General features: G+C 65.2%; 26 protein-coding genes. 14 read left to right on the plus strand and 12 right to left on the minus strand.

What is annotated here, in order from left to right:
• Positions 1 to 18 precede the first annotated feature (18 nt).
• The 6 genes from CQ050_RS20265 to ydiK form a co-directional block, all read right to left on the minus strand.
• Entirely contained in the window at positions 19 to 921 is a 903-nt protein-coding gene (locus CQ050_RS20265) for a LysR family transcriptional regulator (protein ID WP_105558619.1), read from the minus strand.
• A complete protein-coding gene (locus tag CQ050_RS20270) occupies positions 918 to 2,234 on the minus strand; it encodes a type II toxin-antitoxin system HipA family toxin (protein ID WP_105558620.1) in 1,317 nt (438 codons plus the stop codon). Before CQ050_RS20270 ends, CQ050_RS20265 begins: the two co-directional genes overlap by 4 nt.
• 12 nt (positions 2,235 to 2,246) lie before the next feature.
• Entirely contained in the window at positions 2,247 to 2,588 is a 342-nt protein-coding gene (locus CQ050_RS20275) for a helix-turn-helix transcriptional regulator (RefSeq protein WP_105558621.1), read from the minus strand.
• 161 nt (positions 2,589 to 2,749) lie between these two features.
• Positions 2,750 to 3,688, minus strand: coding sequence for an LD-carboxypeptidase (locus CQ050_RS20280; RefSeq protein ID WP_105558689.1), 939 nt, complete (start codon positions 3,686 to 3,688; stop codon positions 2,750 to 2,752).
• A gap of 231 nt (positions 3,689 to 3,919) precedes the next feature.
• Complete coding sequence (locus CQ050_RS20285; RefSeq protein ID WP_105558622.1) at positions 3,920 to 4,645, minus strand: RNA pseudouridine synthase; 726 nt, start codon at positions 4,643 to 4,645, stop codon at positions 3,920 to 3,922.
• 144 nt (positions 4,646 to 4,789) lie between these two features.
• Positions 4,790 to 5,914 carry an AI-2E family transporter YdiK gene (gene ydiK, locus CQ050_RS20290; RefSeq protein WP_105558623.1) on the minus strand — a complete coding sequence of 375 codons (1,125 nt, stop codon included), beginning with the start codon at positions 5,912 to 5,914 and terminating at the stop codon, positions 4,790 to 4,792.
• A gap of 252 nt (positions 5,915 to 6,166) precedes the next feature.
• On the opposite strand from ydiK, the gene CQ050_RS20295 reads away from it, so the two are divergent.
• Positions 6,167 to 6,352, plus strand: coding sequence for a hypothetical protein (locus CQ050_RS20295; RefSeq protein WP_105558624.1), 186 nt, complete (start codon positions 6,167 to 6,169; stop codon positions 6,350 to 6,352).
• Positions 6,353 to 6,384: 32 nt separating this feature from the next.
• Here CQ050_RS20295 and CQ050_RS20300 read toward each other — a convergent pair whose 3' ends face one another.
• Entirely contained in the window at positions 6,385 to 7,422 is a 1,038-nt protein-coding gene (locus CQ050_RS20300) for a DNA-binding protein (RefSeq protein ID WP_105558625.1), read from the minus strand.
• A gap of 261 nt (positions 7,423 to 7,683) precedes the next feature.
• On the opposite strand from CQ050_RS20300, the gene CQ050_RS20305 reads away from it, so the two are divergent.
• From CQ050_RS20305 to CQ050_RS20320, 4 genes are all read left to right on the plus strand, one after another.
• Positions 7,684 to 8,106 (plus strand): MerR family transcriptional regulator, encoded by a 423-nt coding sequence (locus CQ050_RS20305; RefSeq protein WP_105558626.1) that lies wholly within the window; start codon positions 7,684 to 7,686, stop codon positions 8,104 to 8,106.
• Between the two features lie 39 nt (positions 8,107 to 8,145).
• Positions 8,146 to 9,225, plus strand: a complete 1,080-nt coding sequence (locus tag CQ050_RS20310) for a site-specific integrase (protein ID WP_105558627.1) — start codon at positions 8,146 to 8,148, stop codon at positions 9,223 to 9,225.
• A 170-nt stretch (positions 9,226 to 9,395) separates the two neighbouring features.
• The gene (locus tag CQ050_RS20315) at positions 9,396 to 10,946 is read left to right on the plus strand and encodes a diguanylate cyclase domain-containing protein (protein WP_105558628.1); all 1,551 of its coding nucleotides are present in this window, start codon (positions 9,396 to 9,398) and stop codon (positions 10,944 to 10,946) included.
• A gap of 210 nt (positions 10,947 to 11,156) precedes the next feature.
• Positions 11,157 to 12,203: a porin gene (locus CQ050_RS20320; RefSeq protein ID WP_105558629.1), complete on the plus strand. Its 1,047-nt coding sequence runs from the start codon at positions 11,157 to 11,159 to the stop codon at positions 12,201 to 12,203.
• A 21-nt stretch (positions 12,204 to 12,224) separates the two neighbouring features.
• On the opposite strand, the gene CQ050_RS20325 is transcribed toward CQ050_RS20320, so the two are convergent.
• Both CQ050_RS20325 and CQ050_RS31005 read right to left on the minus strand, forming a co-directional pair.
• The gene (locus CQ050_RS20325) at positions 12,225 to 12,887 is read right to left on the minus strand and encodes a transferase (RefSeq protein WP_233214184.1); all 663 of its coding nucleotides are present in this window, start codon (positions 12,885 to 12,887) and stop codon (positions 12,225 to 12,227) included.
• A gap of 380 nt (positions 12,888 to 13,267) precedes the next feature.
• Positions 13,268 to 13,420 carry a hypothetical protein gene (locus tag CQ050_RS31005; RefSeq protein WP_199196880.1) on the minus strand — a complete coding sequence of 51 codons (153 nt, stop codon included), beginning with the start codon at positions 13,418 to 13,420 and terminating at the stop codon, positions 13,268 to 13,270.
• A 396-nt stretch (positions 13,421 to 13,816) separates the two neighbouring features.
• On the opposite strand from CQ050_RS31005, the gene CQ050_RS20330 reads away from it, so the two are divergent.
• Together CQ050_RS20330 and CQ050_RS20335 are read left to right on the plus strand one after the other, a co-directional pair.
• Positions 13,817 to 14,407, plus strand: coding sequence for a TetR/AcrR family transcriptional regulator (locus tag CQ050_RS20330; RefSeq protein WP_105558631.1), 591 nt, complete (start codon positions 13,817 to 13,819; stop codon positions 14,405 to 14,407).
• Between the two features lie 32 nt (positions 14,408 to 14,439).
• Complete coding sequence (locus CQ050_RS20335) at positions 14,440 to 14,919, plus strand: nuclear transport factor 2 family protein (RefSeq protein WP_105558632.1); 480 nt, start codon at positions 14,440 to 14,442, stop codon at positions 14,917 to 14,919.
• 49 nt (positions 14,920 to 14,968) lie between these two features.
• On the opposite strand, the gene CQ050_RS20340 is transcribed toward CQ050_RS20335, so the two are convergent.
• Positions 14,969 to 15,454, minus strand: coding sequence for a MarR family winged helix-turn-helix transcriptional regulator (locus CQ050_RS20340; protein ID WP_105558633.1), 486 nt, complete (start codon positions 15,452 to 15,454; stop codon positions 14,969 to 14,971).
• A 109-nt stretch (positions 15,455 to 15,563) separates the two neighbouring features.
• Between CQ050_RS20340 and CQ050_RS20345 the strand changes: the two genes are divergently transcribed.
• From CQ050_RS20345 to CQ050_RS20355, 3 genes are all read left to right on the plus strand, one after another.
• On the plus strand, positions 15,564 to 16,733 hold the full coding sequence (locus CQ050_RS20345) for an MFS transporter (RefSeq protein ID WP_105558634.1): 1,170 nt from the start codon (positions 15,564 to 15,566) through the stop codon (positions 16,731 to 16,733).
• 163 nt (positions 16,734 to 16,896) lie between these two features.
• Positions 16,897 to 17,367, plus strand: a complete 471-nt coding sequence (locus CQ050_RS20350; protein ID WP_105558635.1) for a tripartite tricarboxylate transporter TctB family protein — start codon at positions 16,897 to 16,899, stop codon at positions 17,365 to 17,367.
• Between the two features lie 3 nt (positions 17,368 to 17,370).
• Complete coding sequence (locus CQ050_RS20355; protein ID WP_105558636.1) at positions 17,371 to 18,900, plus strand: tripartite tricarboxylate transporter permease; 1,530 nt, start codon at positions 17,371 to 17,373, stop codon at positions 18,898 to 18,900.
• A gap of 3 nt (positions 18,901 to 18,903) precedes the next feature.
• On the opposite strand, the gene CQ050_RS20360 is transcribed toward CQ050_RS20355, so the two are convergent.
• Positions 18,904 to 19,227, minus strand: coding sequence for a SelT/SelW/SelH family protein (locus tag CQ050_RS20360; protein WP_105558637.1), 324 nt, complete (start codon positions 19,225 to 19,227; stop codon positions 18,904 to 18,906).
• Between the two features lie 108 nt (positions 19,228 to 19,335).
• Here CQ050_RS20360 and CQ050_RS20365 point away from each other — a divergent pair, with 108 nt between their 5' ends.
• Both CQ050_RS20365 and CQ050_RS20370 read left to right on the plus strand, forming a co-directional pair.
• Positions 19,336 to 20,532 (plus strand): multidrug effflux MFS transporter, encoded by a 1,197-nt coding sequence (locus tag CQ050_RS20365; protein WP_105558638.1) that lies wholly within the window; start codon positions 19,336 to 19,338, stop codon positions 20,530 to 20,532.
• 88 nt (positions 20,533 to 20,620) lie between these two features.
• On the plus strand, positions 20,621 to 21,415 hold the full coding sequence (locus tag CQ050_RS20370) for an enoyl-CoA hydratase (RefSeq protein ID WP_105558639.1): 795 nt from the start codon (positions 20,621 to 20,623) through the stop codon (positions 21,413 to 21,415).
• A 40-nt stretch (positions 21,416 to 21,455) separates the two neighbouring features.
• On the opposite strand, the gene chrA is transcribed toward CQ050_RS20370, so the two are convergent.
• Positions 21,456 to 22,712: a chromate efflux transporter gene (chrA, locus tag CQ050_RS20375; RefSeq protein WP_105558690.1), complete on the minus strand. Its 1,257-nt coding sequence runs from the start codon at positions 22,710 to 22,712 to the stop codon at positions 21,456 to 21,458.
• 298 nt (positions 22,713 to 23,010) lie between these two features.
• Here chrA and CQ050_RS20380 point away from each other — a divergent pair, with 298 nt between their 5' ends.
• A complete protein-coding gene (locus CQ050_RS20380) occupies positions 23,011 to 24,333 on the plus strand; it encodes an ATP-binding protein (RefSeq protein ID WP_105558640.1) in 1,323 nt (440 codons plus the stop codon).
• Between the two features lie 98 nt (positions 24,334 to 24,431).
• Complete coding sequence (locus CQ050_RS20385; RefSeq protein ID WP_105558641.1) at positions 24,432 to 24,911, plus strand: carboxymuconolactone decarboxylase family protein; 480 nt, start codon at positions 24,432 to 24,434, stop codon at positions 24,909 to 24,911.
• Position 24,912: the final 1 nt, after the last annotated feature.

Raw genomic sequence — 24,912 nt, forward strand, 5'->3', positions numbered from 1 at the left:
GCCCTGTCGCCGGCGCGGCTACGGTGCCGGCGACTCCGGCGCCGTCAGCGCTTTCAGCAGTTCATCGACGGGACGCGCCAGTTGCGCCGTGTCCCGCACGCAGACGTAGAACTGGCGCTCGGCCCAATCATCGCGCAAGCGCAACAGCACAAGCCCCATCGACGCCAGATAGTGACGCGCGATGCCTTCGGGCACCACGCCAATGCCCAGGCCCTCGCGGATCATCCGGCACCGGGTCTCGAAATTGGAGACTTGCAGCTTGACGTTGGGCGGCCGAGACAGCGTCTGGCCGGCATACGCCAGGAACTGGTCCAGCGAATGGCGGGGGAAGTAGCCCAGCAGGTCGTAGTCCAGCGCGTCTTCCAGGAACAGTTCCGTCCGGTTTGCCAGGGCATGCCCCACGGGCACCACCAGCCCGACGCGATCGCGCCGGAACGGAAACGAGGCCACGCCGGGCACGGGATGATCGGCGTGATAGATGCCGATATCGACCGAGGCCTCGGCCACCATGCGCGGGATGTCGTAGCTGTGGCCTTCCAGCAGATCCACGCTGACATCGCTGCGACCCGCCAGGAACCGCCCCATCACGCCGGGCAGAAATTGCAGGATGGTCGACGGGTTGGAGGCCAGCCGGATCTTCGCCTGCCCGTTCAGGGAATAGCCATTGATCGCCTGTTCGGTCAGCTGGACGCTGCGCAGGATGGCCTTGGCTCGCTGGTACAGCAACGCGCCGGCGGACGTCGGTTCGACACCGCGGCCGTGGCGGTGCAGCAGCGTGCGACCCAGGTGGCGCTCCAGCTCGGCGACCCGTTTGCTGGCGGCCGATGTCACCAGGTTTTCCCGTTCGGCCGCTTTGGACAGGCTCTTTTCTTCGACGGCCGCGACGAAGATCTCCAGGGCAGGAATATCCAGCTTTTTCATACCGGAAATATACCGTGCCGCCACGCCGTCAACGTCGCTTCCACGCGCGCAATTTCCTCGCGAGCCATGCCCGCGCGCGCATAGAATCCGGCACGTTCGGCCACCACGTCCTGGACGCGATCGAGTATCGATTGCGCCGCAGCCTCGGACCGCAAGCCAAATCGCCGGTACTCCGTCAGGCAATTCTGGAATGTGCTGTCGCGCCCTGCCGCGCCGATGTGCAGATAGTGCCTGGCCGATCCTTCCTGCGTAACCACGTCGAACAACGGCGACAGCCGGTACGTGCCCGCGCCCTCGTCCTTCACGAACCCCACGTTCTTCAGATGGTCATCGGTGTTATGCACCGCCACGTTCAAGATCATGCGGGCGTAAAGCTCCTTCAGGTCCTGCACCGGGTTCGACGAGACACGGCGCACCACATCCGCCAGCCGGGCGTACGAATACGTGGCCTTGCCACGCTCGCTGTCCAGCTCGCGCTTGCCAATCTGCGCCGACGGGCTGATCAAGGACGCGCCGCTGAGGAAATGGCGGCGCGCCACGACGGGTTCTGCCCCCCGCTCGGCCGGCAATCGTTCCCGATCGAAACGGCGGGTCAGCAGCACGGCGCCCAGGTGGGTTTCCGTCAGGTGAATCTCGGGCACGGTCAGGCCGATGGCACGGGCCATTTCCAGGTTTGCGAATTCGACCCGTTGCCGGTCATACGAATCGCCTTGGCGCGGAAACTTGGCGATCCACATCTCGCCCTGTTCGTCACGCACGATGGTCTTTGGCCGCGCGCCGCCGATATCCCACGAACTGCCCAGAATGTCCCGGTACACCCCCTTGGGCTTGACGCCCTGGTCGATGTCGGTCAACAAGTCGGCCAGCGATTCAAGCTGGCTGATTTCAGGCAGCCGGTAGGTCTTGCGCATGTTGGGCGTCAATTGGCGTGCGCTGAAAAACAGCGCGCCCACCCCCATGCCCCGGCCGCGCAGCAGCACTTCGTCTTCCGTGACGCGGGCGCCCGCCTTGTCCACGCGCATGACGTTGCGGCCCCAGGCGTCCGGTGCAGCATCGAAGATCGCGCCCAGCGTTTCGTAGCGGCTTTCCGTGCGAAACGTGGTCCGGGCATCGATCAGCGGCAGGTTCAGCGGGTCCAGCGCGAAGGCGCGTGGGTCGCTCACATAGGACTGCACGTAGGTGAACTCGGCAAAAAAATGGTTCTCGTCCGAGTCGTCCAGGGTCAGCACGCCCGCCAGGACCGCCTCGCCGCGGATGTCCACATAGACGAACAACTGGCTTTCGACGGACTTATGTTTCCTGGCGCGCGCCATGGCGGATCCGCCTTACAGCTTGGTGGGATCGATGCGGTTCGGCGGCGCCGCCCCGCCGCCCCGGCTCGGTCGCCGCAAGGCATCTAATCGCTTGCCCACGCCATCCTGTTCCGGGTCCGCCAGCGCGAACAATTGGTCGCCAAAGCCGTATTGCAGCAAGGCCTCGACCGCCAGCGCCAGCGACACGCCGCCGTCGCCGCGTTCCAGCCGCGCAATGGTGGCGCGCGAAACGCCCAGGCGAGCGGCCAGCGCGCTTTCCGATTCGGCGCGGCGCAAACGGGCTGTGCGCACGTTGGCGCCAAGCCGCGCCAGCGCGTCAGCCGCATCAAAACTGGGTTCTATCTTCTTTTTCATGCCCTGATAATAGGGCTTTAACGGCGATTTTGCACGATTAATGGTGCAATCCGGATGTAAATTATGCGCTATTAATGATTCATAACCGGATTTAATGACCCATTAATAGATCAAAATTCCCTTATTACTGCGACAAACGGCGTGAAATAAGCGTGCGCCGCCTAGATCACTACCGCTTGATCCAATCTCAGCGCGCCCCGGCCGGTATCCAGGGTGACGCGCGCACCCAGCGGCAATGTCAGGTTCGGGTCGCCATGGCCGCTGGGCCATCCGCCCAGCACCGGAATCCCCCGCGACCGGAACTGATCCAGGATCAGCGGGTACAGCAGCCCTTGCGCCTGCGCGTCATCCATCGGCACGCCCAAGCGGGTGAAGGTGCCCACCAGCACGCCCTTTACCCCGTCGAACTTGCCGGCGGCCGCCAATTGGCCCAGCAATCGGTCAACGCGCGGCACGGCTTCGTTGACGTCTTCAATGAACAGGATGGCGTCGCGCGTATCGATCTCGTTGCGCGTGCCGGTCAGTGCGGCGATCAGCGCCAGGTTGCCGCCGATGAGCCGCCCGCTGGCCACGCCCGGCACCAATTCGGTGGGCAGCGCGTCTTGCGGCGGCGCGATCCAGGACCCGTTGCCCATCTGGCCGGTGATCATCGCCAGCAGATTCGATTCGGTGGGCTCGCGTTTGCCGGCCAGCAAGTCCTGCCCCAGCATCGGGCCATGGAACGTGACGAAACCGGCATGGCGTTGCATGGCCAGATGTAGCGCGGTGATGTCGCTATAGCCGATGAAAGGCTTGGCGTGCTTGCGCAGCAGTGCGTAATCCAATTGGTCCAGCAGGCGCCATGATCCGAAGCCGCCTTGCAGGCACCACACCGCGCCAATGTCTGGCGCGGCGAAAGCCGCGTGCAGGTCGGCCAGGCGGTCGGCATCGCTGCCCGCCAGATAGTCATACGGAGCATCCAGGCGCGTCCGGCTGGCTGGCATGACCTGGGCGGCAAAGCCGCGGGCCTCCAGCCATTCGGCGGCATCGTCGCTGGCGCCGGGTGCGGCGGACGCCGGCGCCACGATGGCGACGCGCGCGCCGGGCCGCAACGCGGGCACCGGGGCCGCGCCTTTGCCGTGCGCGGGCGCGGGCGGCGTCGTGGTGGCGATGGCCGGCTGGCGGGCGCCCGGCGTCCGGGTCGCGCAGCCGCTCAGCGCCAGCGCCGTCAGGCACAGCGCGCCCGTCTGTTTAAGAAAGCCACGGCGGCCCGGGTTCTGCTTCTGCGCAAGCTCGGCGGGCAGGTTCATGGTCGTGGTCGGTGGTGTCAATGTGGCGTCAGGAATGTGGTGTCAAAACCGTTCGTAGTCCAGCCGATAGCGCCATTGGCCCACGGCCAGCCCCGCCATCGGCAGCCGGCCGATGCGGAGGCGGCGCAGGGCCTGCAGCCGCAGGCCCGCGGTGTCGCACACGAATTCAATAAAACCCAGCGGCGGCGTCTTCAGCGCAAAGCGCAGGTGCGTTTCGTTCTGCCAGCTGACCTTCATCGGCATGGCGGGACGGCCTTCGAAGGCCAGACCCCGTTGCAACCGGGCCAGGTCGCCTTCGCTTAATTGGCCGGTGACCTGCGCCACGTATTCCTGCTCCACAAGCTTGCCCTCTTCCACCAGCTTGCGTGACACCGGATATTCCTGCGTGTACACCACCAGGCCGCTGGCCGCGCGTTCCAGCGGCGTGACAAGCTTCAGGCCGTTGAACATGCGCTTGAGGTAACGCTGGCCGGACCGGTCGCCCGGCATCAGGTTCTTGGGCACGATCAGGTCGCGGGCCGACCCCGGTTCGTTGTCGGCGTACATGCCCTCGGGCTTGTGCACCAGCACGGTCACGGGTCGCATGTCCTCAAGCTTGGCGCCGGGCAGCAGGCTGACCGTCTGCCCGGGCGCGACGCGGAAGCCGGGCTCTTCGACCGTCTTGCCGTCAACGGCGACCCAGCCGCCTTCGATATAGCGTTCGGCATCGCCGCGGGAGCAGGACTGTTCCGTGGCCAAGCGCTTGGCCAGTCTTACGCTTTCGCTCATCGCGCCACCGCCTGGCATGCGGGCGTGGCCGGTTGGGAAAGCGATTCAGGCGTGCTGTCAGCCAGCACAAATGGGTGCATCGTCATTAAGTATTGCCGGGGTGTTGCAAAACGCGGGCAAAGCGCCCGCGGCGTCAGGCAGATGTTACGCCTTTTCCGGGGGCGGCTCGGGCAGCTTGCCGGCTGCCGTCTCCGGAATTTCCGCTGGCGCGGCGGGGGGCGGCACATCGGCGATCCACGCATTCACGAGCGTCGACGTCACCGCCAGAATCACCGGCCCGATGAACAAACCGACGATGCCGAAAGCGAACATGCCGCCCAGCACGCCGGACAGGATCAGCAGCAACGACAGGTTCACGCCGCGCTTGATCAACATGGGGCGCAGCAGGTTGTCCAGCATCGCGACCAGCACCGCCCAGATCAACAGCAGGATCGCGGCCACCTTCATATCGTTCTGGAACAGCCAGATGACACCGCCCAGCATCGGCAGGAACGGGCCCAATTGCGCCAGGCACAGCATCACCATCAAGGCGGTCAGGATGCCCGCCGCAGGCACGCCCGCGATCCACAGCCCCACGCCACCCAGCACCGACTGCACCACGGCGGTCACCACGATGCCCAGCGCAACCGCCCGGATGGCCGCACCGGCCAGGCGGACCGCCGCCACGCCGCGCTGGCCGGCCAGCCGGTTCGCGAAACGCTTGACGAAGTCAGCCGCCGCCTCGCCCTGGCTATACAGGATGCCGGCAATGACGATGGTGATGAGCATGTGCATGACGAACACGCCGACGATTGCCGCGTGGCTCAACAGCCAATGCGCCGCGATGGTGAGATAGGGTTCCAGCCGGGCCAGCAGGCCGCCCGCGCCTGCGTCGGACAAGGTTTGCCATTCCTGCGCGACCCGGGGGCCGGCCAGGGGAATGGCGCGCACCCAGCTTGGCGGCGCCAGCAGCGCGTAATCGGGCAGGCTTTTCACCGCCGCCATGATGGCCCCGCCATGTTCGGCCAGGGTGGATATCACCTGATAAAGGGGTAGCACGATCACGAACAGCAGGATCAGCAGCATCACCCCAGTTGCCGCCCAGCGGCGGCCGCCAAGCCGCTGCTGGATGGCCAGCAGCACGGGCCAGGTCGCCACCACGATCGTGGTCGCCCAGATCAGTCCCGGCAGGAACGGCCTCAGGATGTAAAGGCTGCCCACCATCAAGGCGGACAAAATCACGATGACAAGCAGGACTCGGGCAAGATCGACTGTAGGACGTGTATTCACCCGCTGCTCCCGGCAGGGCGGATCGCCCTGCGTGATGGCGCATCGCGGCCCGTGTGCGGCTGCTCGGGATGCGCATCGATGCGATTCTCGGCAATTTATCCGAAATTCACCCGCACTTGTATCTTGTCGTGAAATGCGTTGGGCACGCCGCTTGCTCGGCGAACCGATGCCGCCCGAATTTGGAGGGCGATGGCGCCGGACGCTCCGGTCGCCGCCCGTCGGACGGCGTCCATATCTTCAGGAGGTACCCCCATGAAACTCTTGCCCACCGCCGGCATATTGCTGGCCCTGGCGCTAGCCGGCTGCACCGCGCCCACTTCTTACAGTTCCAGCCCGCCGCGTAGCGACAGCACGACCCAGGATCACGCCAACTACCATTCGGAAAACTTCGGGGAGCCTGACAACACCCCCTTCCAAGGCGTCTACCCTGGGCGTTAGGGCTGCCGTTGTCGCGGCGCGGTGGTTGCCGCCTAGTCGGTCGCCGCGACGGCGCTGGCGGCCGCGGCGGCGGCTTTTTCGTTGGCCAGCGCCATCAAATGGCGCGTCAGTTCGGCCAGTTGCGCGTCTTTTTGCTCCAGCTGGCCCAGCAGCGATGCCGCCTGGGCGTCCACCGTGCCCAGCCGGGATTCCAGCGCCGCCTCGCGCTGCCGAGCCGCCGCCAAGGCATCGCCCGCGGCCCGCTCGCTGGCCAGCAGCCGTTGCTGGACTGTAGCGACGTCGCTGCGCAAGGTCTGCGCGCCCTGCTCCGCCACGCGCTTGGCCTCTTGCGCGTCGGCCAATGCCGCCTGCCATTGCGCCGCTTGCCGCTGGTTGACGGCCTGGGCCTCGTCCAGCCGCGCCTGTAGCTTCTTGACTGCCCCGCGCTCTGCGTCCAGCTCGTTCAGCCAACGCCGCTCGTGTGCGGCATGGCGCGTCTCTGTCGTCTCAAGCGCCTGGGCATGCAGGCTGCGCTGCTTTTCGGCCTCGGTCAGCAACGTTTGGACGGCGCTTCGCGCATCTTCCAGTTGCAAGTGGTTCTGCTTGAGTTGATCGTCGCGCTGGCGCAGCTGGTGTTCCGCCGCCCGCAAGCGGTCTTCCGTGGCCGCCAATTGGGCGGTGGCCACTCTAAGGCTTTCTTGCAGATCTCTTTCCCGGTTGGCCAGCTGGATTTCGCGTTGCTGCAATTGCTCGGCGTCGGCGGCCAGGCGTTCCCCTTCTTGCGCCAGTTCGCCCCACCGCTGCCGATATGCCTCGGCTTGGTCGGCGCGCGCCTCGGCCAACGCGGTTTCCCAGAAATGCGCGGCAGCCTGCGCGATCGGGTCCGGCACGGCCGGCGACGCCGCGAATGCACCCGGGTCTTTGATGCGGGCGCCCAGCGCCCGGAACCACGTTTCCAGATGCGGGCTGACGGTGTTGGGCGACCCGCGGCCGATCTTCTGCCGCACCCGTTCGATCGTGGGCCGGGCGCCTTCCAACAACAGCGCGTCGGCGGCGGTCCAGACGTCGGTTTCGGTAATTCCTGTGGCCATGGCCCGCGTGCTCCGTGATTGGCTGGCGCCTTGATGTCTAATTAGTCACGATAATGGAACCTTATCGCGAGTTAAATCTCATATATGTAAGATATCATACAGCATACGTATGTTTTATGTAATAAAAAAGAAAACCGCCAATGGCGCATGCGACGGCGGGCACCGCCGCGCAAAAAGCGCCCTCGCCAATCCGCCACCGCTTGACCTTGACCGCATGGCAGGCCGGAAGCTGCAAGCTGGTTTCAACGGACAGGAGGTCACATGAACCACCGTATTTCCCCCTTGCAGGCACATTCCTTCCCCGCTCGGCCAGCGCCCGCCGGAAACGAGCCTCGATGGGCAATCGAAGAGGTCACGGCGCGCGCCGATGTCTCGGAACGGCTGGTACGTTATTGCGACGTGCAAGGCTTGCTTGGCAGCGCTAAGCGCACCGGCGCCACCGGGCGGCGCTACACCCCCGACGACATCTCCGTACTACGCTTTATCCGGCGAACCCATGTTCTGGGATTCGGCATAAACGAGATTGCCCAATTACTGGCGTTGTGGCGCGGCGGTCAGGCGCCGCAGCGCGTGCTGCAACGCCTGGTGAACGCGTATCCCGATGCGCAACACCCCTCCTGCCCTATCCTGGAAGCACTGATACACGCAGGGCAAACCCGGTCGAGCCCTGCGCCTTTGCCATAAAATCACGGTGCCCATGACACGTATCCAAGCCCTTCCCTCATGCAGCTGACCCTGCCCGCCTCGCTGCCCTTGCTGGATCCGCACGCGCTGGATGCCCAGGCCGATGCCGCGGTCCGCAGCCTGATGCGGGAAGGCAGTTCCGCCAACACCGCCGCCAGTTACCGCGCGGCCATCCGATACTGGACGGCGTGGTTCGAACTGCGCTATGGGCAGCCGTTCACGTTGCCTTTGCCGGAAACGGCCGTAATTCAATTCGTCGTGGACCACGTCCAACGGACGACCGACCAGGGCCTGAAATGGGAATTGCCGTTGGCGCTGGACCAGGAGCTCGTGCGCCTGAAGGCCAAAGGCAAGCTGGGCGCGCCCAGCCTGAACACGGTGCTGCAACGCTTGTCCGTGCTGTCAAAGGCCCATGAACTGCTGGGCCACGCCAACCCCTGCCGCGCGGCGCCTATGCGCGAGCTGCTGGCCAAGACCCGCCGCGCCTATGCCCGGCGGGGCGTCACGCCCGCCAAGAAAGAAGCGCTGACCCGCGAACCCTTGCAGGCGATGCTGGCCACCTGCGACGACACCCTGCGGGGCGTGCGCGACCGCGCCTTGCTGCTGTTCGCCTGGGCAAGCGGCGGCCGCCGCCGCTCGGAAGTCGTGCGGGCAACGATTGAAAACACGACGCGCACGGGCGAAGGCTTTCTTTATACGTTGGCGCATTCCAAGACCAATCAAGCGGGCGTGACGCGCGCGGACGACCAGAAGCCCATCGCCGGATCCGCCGCGCAGGCGCTGGACGCGTGGCTTGCCGCCAGCGGCATCCGCCAGGGCCCGATCTTTCGCCGCGTGCGTCGCGGCGACATCATCGGCGAACCCTTGGCGGCCGCCGCGGTCCGCGACATCGTGCGGCAACGCTGTAGACAGGCTGGCCTGGAAGGCGACTTTTCGGCGCACAGCCTGCGCTCGGGTTTCGTTACCGAGGCCGGCCGGCGCAATGTGCCGCTGGGCGACACGATGGCCATGACCGGGCACGCCAGCGTGGCCACGGTGATGGGCTATTTCCGTGCGGGCGCGGCGGCACGATCTCCCGCGGCGCGGCTATTGGACGAGCCCGACACAAACGGCCTATAGATCCGTGTCCGCGTTGTCGTAATAGTGGGAGTCGGCCGCCGCAAGGATCTTTGTCGTGTTTACAATCAGCGGAACTCGCACGCGGCCATGCCTGCCGGCATTCCGCTCCCCGCTTTTTCCACCAGCAGCCTGGCGCCGCGCCTGCCCCGTTCCCTCGTCCGCTCCGACTCATGCGAATCAACCTACGCGGGCTTGTGCTTGCGCTTACCGTATTTAGTGCCGCCGCTGCGACGGCCAACGCCCTGTATGCCAGCTACCGCGTGCAACGCGACCTGCTCATCACCAACACGCTGGAGTCGAACCGGGTGTATGCGGCCAAGCTGGCCGAAAGCGCCGGCAACTTCCTGAAGGCGGCACAGCAGCAGCTGGCCTACAGCGCACGACATATGGCCGTGCAAGTCGATGCGCCTGACGTCCTGGCCGCCGAAGTCGCGCGCGTACAGGAACAGACCGAGAGCTTCAACTCCGTGGGCATTGTCGGCGCCGACGGCGTCATTCTGGCCACGACGCACAACTTCCGGAACTTCCTCGGCACGCGGGTCGACAGCCCGGGCAGCCGCGAGGCGTTTCAGGCCCGCCAGCCGGTGATCAGCAAGCCCTATGTGTCGATCGCCGGCAACATGCTCATCAACCTGTCGCACCCGATCTATTCCAATGACGGCCGCTATTTGGGCTATATCGCCGGCTCGATCTATCTGCGCAATGAAAGCGCTTTGCAGGAGTTGCTGGGCAAGCACCACTATCAAGACGGCTCGTATCTCTTCGTGGTGGACGGCGACGGCCAGTTGATCTATCACGTGGACCCCACCCGGGTGGGCGAAAACGTCTTGCGCAATCCGGTGGTCGCGGCGGTGACCAAAGGCCGGTCCGGCGCGCAGCGCGTGGTCAACACCAAGGGCGTGGATATGCTTGCGGGCTACGCGGCTGAACCGATCAGCGGCTGGGGCATCATCGCGCAGCGGCCGGCCGACGTCACCTTGAAACCGATAAACGCACTGATCTGGACGCTGATCGGCTATGCAACGCCGCTGGCGCTGGTGTTTCTTGCGGCCATCTGGTGGTGTGCCCGGCTGATCTCGCGTCCTTTGTCCCAACTGGCCACCAACGTCGAGCATCAAGACGTGGCGGTGGCGATGCAGCGCGTGCAGTCGGTCAAGGCCTGGTATTTCGAGGCCGAGCGCTTGAAGCGCGCGGTGATCTGGAGCTTCACCGCGCTGCAAGACAAGATTGGCAAGCTGAACCTGGCCAGCATCACCGACCCGTTGACCGGCCTGCGCAACCGGCGCGGCACGCAGGATGCCGTCCAGGATCTGCAAGCCTCGGGCACGCCGTTCACGGTCGTTGCGCTGGATATCGACCACTTCAAGCGGGTGAACGACACGTACGGCCATGCCACGGGTGACGAGGTCATCCGCGGCATGGCGCAGTTGATGCGCGACTGCTCACGCCCCTCGGACATCCTTTGCCGCAACGGCGGCGAAGAGTTTCTGATCCTGCTGCCCAACGTTGGCGTCAAGGAAGCCAGCCAGATCGCCGAGCGGCTGCGCGCGCGCCTGGCCGATCGTCCCGTGCATGGGGTAAGCGACATTACGGTGTCGGCCGGCGTAGCGCAATGGCCGTCATGCGGTCCGGACATCGGGCAGGTGTTCGAAGCGGCGGATGAAGCGCTGTATGCCGCCAAACAACAAGGCAGAAACCGCGTCGTCGTGCACGGCGCATGATGGCCACGCCTGTGGCGGCCACCCATCATTCGCCAATTCTTGCGGTACGCGCCCCGCAATATCAGTTAGACGGTCAAACCGTCTGATTCCCGCTTGGGCCCTCCGGCCGGGCACCTAGACTCCCCTTACCTCGCGCAACCCGCCTCTCACGGCGGCCACCGAGGATTCTTGTGCGCCTCGACGCGCACTGGTCTTTCAAAGGGGAATCTCATGATCGCAGCAAGAACGACATGCCGCGCGCTGGTCGCGGTATTGGCGGCGCTATCCGCAGGCGGCGCCGTGGCGCAGGCGGCTACCACCGGCGTCACGCTCTATGGCCTGATCGACCTGGGATTGGGCTACGAGCGCCAGCGCCAGGCCGCTAGCACTGGCACCGGCAGCGCATCCTCGCGCCTGTCCATGAAAGACGGCACGCGTTCCGGTTCGCGCTGGGGGTTGCGCGCCGTGGAAGACCTGGGCAATGGGTACAGCGTCGTGTTCCGGCTGGAGAGCGGGTTCCAGGCCTCGGACGGCACGCAAGGACAAGGCCGATTGTTCGGCAGATGGGCTTACCTGGGCCTGGCGGGGCCATTCGGCGAAATGCGCGCCGGCCGCCAACAGGTATTGAGCGACAGCTGGGGAGGCATCGCATCGCCTTTCGGCACCAGCTGGAGCGGCGCCGCGGCCTCCGTCACGCTGGGCTACAACGACGGCGACTTCGGGTCCAGCGGACGGGTCAATAATGCGTTGATCTACCGAACCCCCGTCTTGCAAGGCTGGCAGGCTGGCTTGGGCTACAGCTTTTCCGCGCACGACGAAGACCGGTTCGCCACCGCCGACCATGACCGCGTATGGACCGCCGGCTTGCGCTATCGGAATGGGCCGCTATCCACGGCCTTCACCTACGAGCGATTGAACCCGAACGCCCGGGATCCCAACGCCAAGCGAGCCGCCAACCTTCAGCTGGGCGCCATGTATGACTTCGAATGGATGCAATTGCACGCGGGCTATGGCCGTTTGCGCGATCCCAACACGGGTCCGTCGGCGGGATTCAGCCGCATCAACACGTTCGTGGGCGGGGCCAGCCTTCCCGTCAACCGTCGCGGCCGCGTGCTGGCGGCCTACCAGCGTGCCACGGCATCGCGCATCAAGGGATGGGGCCTGGGCTATCAGCACGACCTGTCCAAGCGCACCAACCTTTACGCCCTGCTGGACCGCGTGGACAGGCGGCAGTCGCACATGCTGCAAACCGTGATGGGAATAAGGCACCACTTCTAGGCCGCGCGCCCGGCCAGGGGGCTACACCAGCATCGGCCAAAACGTGGGCGCCAGCCGCAGCCACATTTCGGTGCTCATCGCATCTGGCCGGCGCTTTGGCAAGCCGGTGCTGTGCTTCAGCCTGTCTCCCTGGCAGGCGAAGACGATGCGGTGCGCGTGTGAAAGGTCGTTGACCACCAGCACCGACCCGGCAAAACGCTGTTTGATCCGGCTTAGATAACCGTCGTACCCGGGGTTCGACGCATGGAAGTTGCACACCATCATGCCGTCTGGCGCCATCGCATTGAAGCAGCCGTCGTAAAAGGCATCCGTCGTCAATTGCCGCGGCAGGCCATTGATGTCGTAGCCGTCCACCAGCAGGGCGTCGTACTCGTTCCGGTACTGCTGGATCAATGCCGCGCCATCGCCTTGCAGGACGGCGAAACGATGATCGTCCCGTGGCACCTGAAACGAATCCCGCAACGCAATGACGTGGGGGTTGATCTCGAACACGTCGATGTGGGCGGACGGCAGTTGTTGGTAGCAGAATTTGGCCAGCGACCCTCCTCCCAGTCCGACCATCGCAATACGCCGCGGCTCGGGGTTGAAGAGCAGGAACGCCATCATGAGGCGCGTGTATTCCAGGTTCAGCGCAGACGGGTCTTTCGTCCACATGCGGCTCTGGATTTCGGCATGGGAAAACATGAGCGACCGCGACGTCGCCGTGGCATAGATGAATGGCCTAACCTGTTGATGGTTTGATGTGTTTTCAGGCATTCCGAATACTCGCCAGGGTCAAATTGAGGGTGCCCGGCCGCCGCCCAAGGATGCGTCCGCCCGCCGCTCGCGCAGTCAAAGCGCCGCCAGCATGCGACATACCGCATGCGACATACGGCATGCCGGCGGAAAGCGCGGGGTCGGGAAAGCGTAAGGGGCAAGGCCGGCGCGTTCGAACGGCGCCACGACGGGGCGTAAGCGAACGACATAATCAAACGGCGCGCACCAGGCGCGCCGTTCGAAATCGGTCAATCAGGATTGAATCAGCCTGGCAGTACAGGCCGGACGCCAAGCGTCAGGGGAAGGGATCAGGCGGATAGACGCGGCTTATCGGCGTCTTCTGAAGCCTCGGTGTCGGCGGGTGCCGCGTCGACTTCGGATTCCTTGTTGGCGTCGGGGGCTTTCCACTCCAGGGGCGGAATTTCAAAGCGCCACTTTTTACCAATCAGTTGATGCGACATGAGCGTTCTCCTGTGCAAGGCGCATGGCCTCCCCCGCGTAAGCAAAGTACCTGCCGGGATTCAAGCGTGCCAGGAATGCCGTATGGGGATGCGGGGGAAGGCATTCGGAAAAAGCAGCGCTGAGGGTTCGCTGTAGCTGTACCTGTCTATGTACCTGCGTAGTGCACTACTTATTGCACTACCTAGTGCCTACCTAGACCAGCACAGCCGTTGTTTTTTGCTGTTGTTATTTATGCGAATTAAGTGATATTAGCATAATTTTGACAGAAATAGCAAGCAGATCGGCCTCGCTGGCTGCTGGATTGGGGGCGCGGACAAACGCATTGACGGCAGAGAACGATCGTTCTACCATGCGTTCTGACTGATAGAGAATGATCGTTCTCAAAGGCTCCATCGATGGCTTCCAACACAAGCGCCCTTCCCCCCGCCGCCCTCGACGACACGCAGGTCCGCTTGCTCCGGGCCACCGAGAATCTCATCTATCAAGGCGGCATCAACGCCACCGGCATGGACCTGATCGTGAAGACCTCGGGGGTTGCGCGCAAAGGCCTCTACAAGTACTACCCCACCAAGGAAGCCTTGGTGGCGGCCGCCCTGCAAGCGCGCGACGAGCGCCGGATGGAGTGGTTCATCGCCGCCACGACGCAAGCGGCGACGCCCCATGCGCGCTTGATGTCCATCTTCGACGCCTTGCGGGAATGGTTTGCGTCGGAAGGATTTCGCGGCTGCGCATTCATTAACGCCGCCGGAGAAATCGGCGACCCTGCGAATCCGATACGCGAAGTTTCCCGCCTGCACAAGGCTCGTTTGCTGGCCCATGTGCTGACGCTGACGCAAGCCGCGGGCGTGCCTGATCCCGATGACACGGCGCGTCAGCTATTGGTGCTGATCGACGGCGCCATCGCGGTTGCCCTCGTGACGGGCGACCTGTCGATTACCGATAGCGCCGAACGCGCCGCCGCGGCGCTGCTGGCCGCCCGCCCCTGAACTGCTTTCTTCCCACGCACGAGGCTTTTCCCATGACGTCCACCCCTGAAGTCCGTCCGCCCCTGCCGCCGTTCACCCACCAAAGCGCTATCCAGAAGGTTCGGCTGGCCGAAGATGGCTGGAACAGCCGCGATCCCGACAAGGTCGCGCTGGCCTACAGCCTGGACACGCATTGGCGCAACCGCGCCGAATTCGTGAAGAACCGGGACGAAGCCCGCGCCTTCCTGGCACGCAAATGGGCCAAGGAACTGGATTACCGGCTGATCAAGGAACTTTGGGCCTACACGGATCATCGCATCGCCGTGCGCTACGCCTATGAATGGCACGACGACTCGGGCAATTGGTTCCGCTCCTACGGCAACGAAAACTGGGAATTTGGCGAAGACGGCCTGATGGTGAACCGCTATGCCTGCATCAACGACCTGCCCATCAAGGAAGCCGACCGCAAGTTCCACTGGCCGTTGGGCCGACGCCCCGACGATCACCCGGGGTTGTCGGCGTTAGGCTTGTAGGCCATCGCCACGCCAGGCGCGTCGGGTCTCATTGCCAAGCCTTCAACAACTATTCATAGGCCTTCAACAGCTTGCCGAGCAGGCGGCTTAATTGCTCCTGCTCGGTCGCGCTTAATGGCGACAGCACGTCGGCCTGGTTGCGCAGGTGCGCCACCACGGCTTCGTCGATGAGCTTTTGCCCCGGTTTCGTCAACATCACCAGTGTGGCTCGCCCGTCATCGGGGCTAGGCGTGCGCACCACCAGACCGGCCTTTTCCAGCCGATCGATGCGATGGGTCATGCTGCCGGACGAAATCATGGCGTCTTCGTATAGCGCCGTGGGCGTCAACGCATACGGCTTGCCGCCGCGCCGCAGCGTGGCCAGCACATCGAATTCGCCGGGCTGCAAGCCGAACTCGGCAAACAGCGGGTTGATTCGGTCGCGCGTGATCACCAGCGCGCATTCGCCCAACCTGCCCAGCACGCGCATCGTCGACACATCCAGGTCGGGACGTTCGCGGTTCCACTGTTCCACTGCCCGGCTTGCCCTATCCACGGTCTGCCTCCAATTATCTTGACGTAAAGATAAAATACAAATATCTTGATGCCAAGATAGTTTACCGGAACGTGCCGCATAGGGCAGCGTTTCCGGGTTTGGAGTCACCGTGTCTGCCCCCCGTTTCAACGCTTGGCGCATCGCCGCCATCATCCTTGTTGGCCTGAACCTGCGTCCCGTCCTGGCATCCGTTCCCCCATTGCTGGACTGGGTGCAAGCCGCCACCCGCATGTCGGACGCCGTGGCCGGGCTGCTGACCGCGTTGCCCGTCTTCGTCATGGGATTGGGCGCCTTGAGCGTGGCGCCGCTACGCCGCTTGATCGGCGAACCACTCGGCGTGGCCGCCGGTATCGCGTTGGTCACGGCCGCCACCGCGGGCCGCTTCTGGGCGGACCACACCAGCCTGATGCTGGCAAGCGGCGTCGTCGCGGGCCTGGGCATCGCCGTGACGCAAGCCTTGCTGCCCAGCTACATCAAGGCCCGCTTCGCAGCGGGCGGCAGCGCCATCATGGGCGTCTATTCAACCGCGATCATGGGCGGCGCCGCCGTGGCCAGCGTGGCATCGCCCATCGTGGCGCAGCGCGCGGGCTGGCTGCAGGCGCTGGCGGTGTGGGCCGTGCCGGCCGCCATCGCGTTGGCGGCGTGGTTGCTGGTGAACCGTGCGTCGCCCACGCCCATCGCCAGCCAAGGCACGTCCAGCCCCCTGCGTACTCCGCGCCAGCGCGCCTGGCTGCTGGCGGTGTTCTTCGGCCTGGGCACTGGCGCCTACACTCTGGTCCTGGCATGGCTGCCGCCCTACTACACCGCACTGGGCTGGTCGGCGATTTCAGCGGGCCAGCTGCTTGGCGCCGTGACGGCGGCCGAGATCGCCGCGGGTCTGCTCGTCTCGTTGTGCATTGGCCGTTTGCCTGATCGGCGGCCCGCGCTGTTCGTGGCGATCGGCGCGCTGTTCCTGGGACTGGCCGGCTGGATCGCGGCGCCCGCCGCGTTGGCGTGGCCCGCCGCCATCTTGGCGGGGCTGGGCATCGGCGCGCTCTTTCCGTTGTCGCTGATCGTGGCCATGGATCACGCCGCGACGCCGTCGGAAGCCGGCCGGCTGGCGTCGTTCGTGCAAGGCGTGGGGTATTTGATCGCCGCGCTCTTTCCGTTTGCCGCCGGCCTGATCCGGCAGCACCTGGCCGACCTGACGCCAGCGTGGATCTTGATGACGCTGATTTGCCTGGTGCTTTTCGCCATGGCGATCCGCTTCCGTCCGCCATCCGCCCCGCATCTGGCCTAGGGATTTCCCGCAATTTCCCGCCTAATCCACGCCCTCGGCGCGATTCTCCGTTTGCCTGAAAGGTGAACGGAAGTTTGGATTTTTAGACTCCCGCATTCATTGCAATGTCAGTTTTTGTTCAGACCACAGTCAGACAAAAGCACAACAACGGGAGACGAGATCAATGCAATCGAAACGCAGCGCCGTCCGGCGCGAAGCGTGGGCGGCCGGCACGATGATCGTGCTGGGCCTGGGCGCCATCGCGCAGGCATCCACCTACACCTTGGGCAGCCTTGCCCGCATGGGGCCGGGCATGTTCCCGGCGATATTGGGCGCCCTGCTGGTCATGCTGGGCCTCGTCATCGCGAAGATGGCCGCGTCCCCAGCCGTCGCCGAAGAAGACGCCGAAGAGGTTTCGCCGCCCGAATGGCGCGGCTGGGGCTGCATCATCGGCGGCTTGCTGGCCTTCATCCTGATCGGCAAGTTCGGCGGCCTGGTGCCTGCCACGTTCGTCCTGGTGTTTCTCTCGGCGATGGGCGACCGTCAGCACACGTGGCGCACCGCGGCCCTGCTCGCCACCGGCGTGACGATCCTGGGCGTGGCTGTGTTTTCGTGGGCGCTGCAACTGCAGTTTCCGCTTTTCCGCTGGGGCTGAACGATGGATATCTTCAATAACCTGATGCACGGGTTTTCAGTCGCCTTCGCGCTGGACAACCTGATGTGGGCCGTGTTCGGCGTGTTCATGGGCAACCTGATCGGCGTGCTGCCGGGCATGGGCGTGCTGGCCGCCATCTCCATCCTGCTACCGCTTACCTACACCATGACGCCGACCGCCGCGCTGGTGATGCTGTCCGGCATCTATTACGGCTCGCAGTATGGCGGCGGCATCACCTCCATCATGCTGAACCTGCCGGGCACGGCTTCGCACGCCGTGGCCTGCCTGGACGGCAATCCGCTGGCGCGCAACGGCAAGGCCGGGTCCGCGTTGTTCATGCTGATGTTCTCGTCGTTCTGCGGCGCGTCGGTGGGCATCCTGGCCATGATCCTGTTTTCCCCGTTGCTGGTGGACGTGGCCTTCAAGTTCGGCCCGGCCGAGTATTTCTCCATGATGATGCTGGGCTTGCTGGCCGGCGCCACCTTGGCGAAGGGTTCGGCGATCAAGGGCGTGGCGATGGTGGTCGTGGGGCTGCTGCTGGGCGTGGTCGGCACCGACGTCAACACGGGCACGATGCGCTTTCACTTCGGCATCCTGGAACTGTCCGACGGATTGCAGATCGTGGCGCTGGCCATGGGCCTGTTCGGCGTGGCGGATTTCCTGAAGAACATCAACCGCATCGGCGGCGACAGCAAGGTCATCTCGGCGAAGGTCGGCATGAAGTCCATGCGGCCGGAAGCTGGCGACATCAAGCAATCGCGCGGCGCCCTGGTGCGCGGCACGGCCATCGGCGCGGCGTTCGGCATCTTGCCTGGCACCGGCCCGACGATCGCGTCGTTCATCTCTTATGCGGTGGAAAAGAAGGTGGCGCGCGAACCGCGCCGCTTCGGCCGCGGCGCGATCGAAGGGATCGCGGGCCCGGAGGCGGCCACCAGCGCGTCGACGCAGACGAGCTTCATTCCGACGATGAGCCTGGGCATTCCCGGTGATCCGGTAATGGCCCTGATGTTGGGCGCGCTGATCATCCACGGCATCCAGCCGGGTCCGCAGATGATGATCGAACACGCCGACATGTTCTGGGGGCTGATCGCCAGCTTCTGGGTGGGCAACGTGCTGCTGTTGCTGCTGAACCTGCCGCTTATCGGGATGTGGGTGCGGTTGCTGACGGTGCCGTTCCGCTACTTGTTCCCGGCCGCCCTGTTCTTTGTCTGCGTGGGCGTCTACAGCACCAACAACAACCTGTTCGACGTCGGCATGGTGACGGTATTCGGGGCGGCGGGCTATGCGCTGATCCGGTTGCGGTTCGAGCCCGCGCCGCTGCTGCTGGGCTTTGTGCTGGGGCCGATGGTGGAAGAGAACTTCCGCCGCGCCTTGCTGTTGTCGCGCGGCGAGCTGTCGATCTTCGTGTCGCGCCCGATCAGCCTGGGTTTCATCCTGGCCTGCGTCGCGCTGATCGCGCTGCTGGTTGCGTCGGCGGTCCGCCAACGCAACAAGGGACGTGCGGCGCTGCAGGAATCGGAATCGGCGGCGTAGCCGTCAGTCGTCCGGAGGCGCTGCCAGCGGGCCGGCGGTATGACCGTCGATATGGCCTAGCGGGCGCCCCGGATCCAGCCGGTCGCGCACGCGCTGCTTCAGCACCTTGGCTTCCGGGAAGCCGCCGTCGCTCTTGCGGTCCCAGATCAGGTCACCGTTGTAGGTGATTTGGAATATGCCGCCAGTGCCAGGCTGCAGGACCACTTCGCCCAGATCGGTCGAAAACGTGGACAGTAGCTCTTGCGCCATCCAGCCAGCGCGCAGCAGCCACTGGCACTGGGTGCAGTAGAGAATGACGATGCGAGGACGAAAGGCGGGCGTGTTCATGCCAAATATTCTACTGCGCCCGTCGCGGCTGCGCCCTGCTCCGGAGCCGCCACGCATTGGTGGATAATGTCGGGTTTTCCCGGGTGCGCAATGCGCCCAGAGCCTGCCATGAAGTCTGCTGCATCCTCCCGAAGCCAACGCTGGCTGATCGGTCTCTTGATGGGACTGGTCACGCTGACGCCGATGGGCATCGACATCTACCTGCCTTCCCTGCCCGCGATGGCGCAGGACTTCGGCCAGCCCGTCAGCGCGCTGCAGGCCAGCATCACGTTGTTCATCTTCGCGGTGGGCGTGGGCCAGATGCTGATCGGCCCGCTGGCCGACCGCTATGGCCGCCGGCCCGTCGCACTGGGCGGTGCGTTGGCCTACCTGGCCGGCTCGGCGCTCGGCGCCGCGGCGACATCGCTCGAGATGTTCTATGCCGCCCGCATCATCCAGGGACTGGGCGCGTGTTCGGCCTCGCTGGTGGCGTTTGCCGCGGTGCGCGACCGATTCAGCCCGGCGGTCGGCGCGCGCGTCTATAGCTATCTGAATGGCGCATTGTGTTCCGTGCCCGCGCTGGCGCCCATGCTGGGCGGCATCCTGGCGGTGCAGGCCGGCTGGCGCAGCACGTTCGTGTTCATGGTCGGGTTCGCGCTGGCCTTGGCCGTGCTGCTGGCCAAGCGCTTCGAGGAGACCCGCGCGGCGCCGACCCAGCCCCGGGGCGCGCTCTACAGCCTGCGCCGCTACCTGCCCATCATCGCCAGCGGCAGGTTCCTGTATTTTGCGATGTTCGGCACGGCGGGCATGGCGATGATCCTGGTGTTCGTCTCGGCGGCGCCCGTCGTACTGGTGCAGCAGCTGGGGTATTCCGAACTGGGTTTCTCCGCATGGTTCGGCGGCAACGCCGCCATCAACATCGCCGCCTTCTTCCTGGCGCCCACGTTCATCTCGCGCTATGGCCGCCACGCCATGGTGCGGGTCGGGTTGGCGGCGCTGCTGCTGGCGTCGGCCATGCATGCCGCGGCCTGGTGGTGGGCGCCGTTGTCGGCATGGATCTTCATGTTGCCGGTCGCCGTGCTGACGGTCGGCTTTTCGCTGGCGCTGGGATCAGGCCTGAGCCTGGCGCTGGAGCCATTCGCCGAACGCGCTGGCACGGCCGCGGCAGTGTATGGCCTCTTCCAGATGAGCGGTTCCGCCGTCATCGCGACCTTGCTGCTGGACAGCGGCGTGGCGCCCCAGGCCGCGATGGCCCTGATCGGCGCCGTGATCGTCGCACCGCTGCTATGCCTGTCGTCCGGCATGGCGCGCCGCCTGGCGGGCTGAGCGGCTGACTGAAACTTGGGCTGAGCGGTTGGCTGAATCGCGGCGCCGCTTGCGCTAGTATCCAGGAACCCCCTTTCCTGGAGACGACATGGCCCTGGACACTTCGGCGCAACCGCCGCTGCTTGAACGCACCACGGAAAACGGCGTGGTGACGCTGCGCATGAACCGCCCTTCGCAATTCAACGCCTTGTCCGAAGGTTTGCTTGGCGCGTTGCAGCAAGAGATCGACGCCCTGGAGCGTGATACCAACGTGCGCTGCGTCGTGCTGGAGTCGGCGGGCCGCGCGTTTTGCGCCGGCCACGACCTGCGCGAAATGCGCAGCCAGCCCTCGCTGGACTACTACCGCGCGTTGTTCCGCAAGTGCGGCAGCGTCATGCAAGGCTTGCAAGCTTTGCCGGTGCCTGTCATCGCCAAGGTGCAAGGCATCGCTACCGCCGCGGGATGTCAACTGGTCGCCAGCTGCGACTTGGCGGTGGCCGCTGACAATGCGCGCTTTGCCGTGTCCGGCATCAATGTCGGCCTGTTCTGCTCGACCCCCGCCGTGGCGCTCAGCCGCAACGTGTCGGCCAAGCGCGCCTTCGAAATGCTGGTGACTGCGCGGTTCATCGACGCGACCCAGGCCGCCGATTGGGGCCTGATCAACGACGCGGTGCCCGAGGCGGAGCTGGATGCGCGGGTGCGCGCCCTGACCACCGAGATCCTGGTGAAAAGCCCGTCGGCCATCCGCTATGGCAAACGCATGTTCTACAAGCAACGGCAGATGGCGCTGGCCGACGCGTACGACTACGCGGGCGACGTCATGGCGCGCAACATGATGGAGGCCGACGCCTGCGAAGGCATCGACGCGTTTCTGGAAAAGCGCGCGCCGCGCTGGCAGGCGTAGATCCGTCAGGACGAGAAGGCGGTCTGCCCAGGCCCTAGTCCTAGTTCAACCAGGCCAGGGCCCAGCCGCCGGCGGCGGCTGCCAGCACGACCCAGACGGGCGACCAGCGCGCATAGACCAGCAACGCGAATAGCGACAGCGCCAGCGCAAAATCGGCCTTGGTCAGGATTGAGGTGGTCCAGACGGGGTCATAGAGCGCGGCCAGCAGTATGCCGACCACGGCGGCGTTCACGCCTGCTGCCATGTTGCGCACGCCGGGCCGCCGCCGCAGGGTCTCCCAGAATGGCAATGCCCCGGCAACCAGCAATGCGCCGGGCAGGAAGACAATCGCCAGGAACGCCAACCCGCCGGCCCAGCCCGCCAACGGGCCTGCGGACGAGGCGCCCAGGAAGGCGGCGAACGCAAACACCGGCCCTGGCATCGCCTGCGCCGCGCCGTAGCCGGCCAGGAAATCGGCGTCGGACACCATGCCCCCTGATACCGCGGTGGCCTCCAGCAAAGGCAGCACCACGTGGCCGCCGCCGAATACCAGCGCACCGGCCCGATAAAAGCCCGCGACCTGCGCCGCCAGCGGGGAATCGGACAGCGCCGCCCACGCGGGCAGGCCCGCCAGCAGCGCGACAAACAGCGCAATCGCGATGTAGCCCGCGCGGCGCGAAGCGCCTTGTGCGCGGTTGGCCAGGAGGGGCCGGGGCGGCACCTGCAACGCGGCAGCGCCCACGACGATACCGAGCAAGACCGCGCCAAGCTGTCCCCACGCGGTCGGCAGCGCGGCCGTGATCAGCGCCGCTGCCACCGCCAATGCCGCCCGCGGGCGGTCCGGACATAGTGTCCGGCCCATGCCCCAGACGGCCTGGGCGATGATCGCCACCGCCGCCACTTTCAATCCGTGTATGGCGCCGGACTGCGACAGCCAGCCAAAATGCGCCAGCCCCAATGCAAAGCCGATCAGCGCCAGCGCGGTCGGCAAGGTGAAGGCCAGCCACGCGGCCGCCATGCCCGGCCAGCCCGCGCGTCGTAGCCCGATCGCCATGCCCACCTGGCTGCTTGCCGGGCCGGGCAGGAACTGGCACAGCGCCACCAGGTCGGAATAGGCGTAGTCATCTAGCCAGCGGCGTTTATCGACGAATTCCGTGCGGAAATAAGCCAGATGGGCGACCGGTCCGCCAAACGAAGTCAACCCCAGCCGCAGGAACACAAGGAATACTTCCAAACAGGAACCCCGGCCACTGTCCACGCGTTCGTGCGTGGCGGGCCGGCTGGCGACGTGCTCGTCGTGGGGAGGCGGGTGCGGCATCTTGCTGAAGCGATCAATGGCAGGCGGGGCGCCGAATGTTCGCCCCTTCTCCATGCTTATAGCCGGGGCGCACGGCAGTTTCAATCGGGTCTGACGGCCCTGCCGCCGCGATGGGCCCGTGCGCGGCGGGCGCGCACTGCACGAATCTTCACAATTGACACACAATTCCAGAGAATTCTGGCGCGTGCGCGCCACTAGCATGCGCGATTAGCTCGCCGTCGCCGCATGATTTCGCCGCCCTTCCCAACATCCGCTTCGCGCCGCAGCCGGGCTTGCCGAGCCGCAGGAAAGGCCTCTGATGCTTAAATTCGCGATGCGCATCGTCATCATCGCCACGATCGGCTATGCCGTGGCGACGCAACTGGTCAACCTCAGCTTCGGCTATTTGCTGGATTCGTTTAGCGCCGACCTGTCGTACCGCGCGGTGCGCGGGCAGATTTACGCGCTGCACAAAGACCTGGACGCCATCGCGCCGGAGGCCCGCGCCAGCTATATCCTGGAAGAACTGCTGCCCCACTACGGCCTTGTCCTGACCCTGCTGCCCGACAGCAAGGTGCACCCCACGCCGGCAGAGCAGCAACAGCTGGACCGTACCGGCCTGATCATGCGCGACGACTACAACACGTACCTGACCCGCCTGCCGGGCGAGCCCGTGCAGTGGCTGGACGTGCGGCTGCCGCTGGAACCCGCGATGGAGCGCTGGATCACCTGGTCCGCATGGGCGGCGCTGAGCATGGTGCTGGGGATCGTCCTGCTGCTGGGTTGGGCCCTGCCGATCTGGCGCGACCTGGACGCCTTGCGCAAGGCGACGCTGCGGATGGGCCATGGCGACATGAGCGTGCGCGTGCGGCTGTCCCGCATTTCGGGTATCCGCCATGTGGGCGAGAGCTTCAACCACATGGCCGAACGCATCGCGGTGCTGATCGATAACCAGCGCAGCCTTACCAACGCCGTGTCGCACGAACTGCGCACCCCGCTTGCCCGCCTGTCATTTGAAGTGGATATGCTGGGCCATGACCGCTACCTGCCGCGCCGCCGGCAGATCCTGCAAGACATGCGCACCGACATCCTGGAGTTGGAAGCGATGGTTGCCGAATTGCTGGTCTACGCGCGGCTGGAACGGCCCGCCGACGACACCGTGAAACAAGAGACCGTGGACGTGTGCGACTGGCTGGGCGAAGCGTTGGCGCAGGTGGCGCACCAGGCCGACGCCCGAGGCATCCAGTGCCGGGTGCGCGACGGCCATCCCGCCCACGTCGAATTGCACCCGCGCTACATGAGCCGCGCATTGCTGAACCTGGTGCAGAACGCGGTCCGCTACGCCAGCCAGCGCGTCGACATCGAGCTGAAGGAAATCCCCGGCGATGGCTACGAACTTCTGGTGGACGACGACGGCGGCGGCATCGCCGAAGCAGACCGTGAACGCGTGTTCGAGCCCTTCATCCGGCTGGACGAAAGCCGCGACCGCGGCACGGGCGGCGCGGGCCTGGGACTGGCCATCGTCAAGCGGGTGGCAGCGAACCACGGCGGCACGATCGAGATCCAGAGCAGCCCGCTAGGCGGCGCGCGGTTCGTGTTGCGCTGGCCTGGCTTGGGCGGCGGAACGTCACATGGCCTATAACAAAACACGCTTTATGGCACTTTTTGCCTGGTCCAATTCGACGCATGATTCGAACTCGCAACCTCAATTCGAAAACAGCGCTTCAGAAAGGTAGGCAAATGAGCCAACGATTGAATTACTTCCAGGGGTCGGCGGAGCTGTCCAAGAAATACATGGACTTCAGCGCGGCGATGAAAAAGGTGCCAATCATTGAAGAATTCGGCGACCTGATCGATATCCGCGCATCGCAGATCAATGGCTGCGGCTTCTGCCTGGACATGCACGTCAAGCAAGCCAAGTTGCACGGCGAACGTGAATTGCGCCTGCACCACATCGCGGTCTGGCGCGAATCTCCGCTTTTCTCGGCTCGCGAACGGGCCGCGCTGGCGTGGACGGAAGCACTGACCACGTTGCCCGCGCATGGCGTGCCCAATGATGTCTACGAGCAGGCGCGTGAGCAGTTCACCGAAGCCGAGATATCCGACCTGACATTCCGCGTGGTCGCCATCAACGGCTGGAACCGCCTGAACGTGGCCTTCCGAACCGTGCCGGGCTCGGCGGATGCCGCCTTCGGCCTGGACAAGGCCGGATTGAACTAAG

It is taken from the genome of Achromobacter sp. MYb9, assembly GCF_002975275.1.
Classification (GTDB): Bacteria; Pseudomonadota; Gammaproteobacteria; order Burkholderiales; family Burkholderiaceae_B; genus Achromobacter.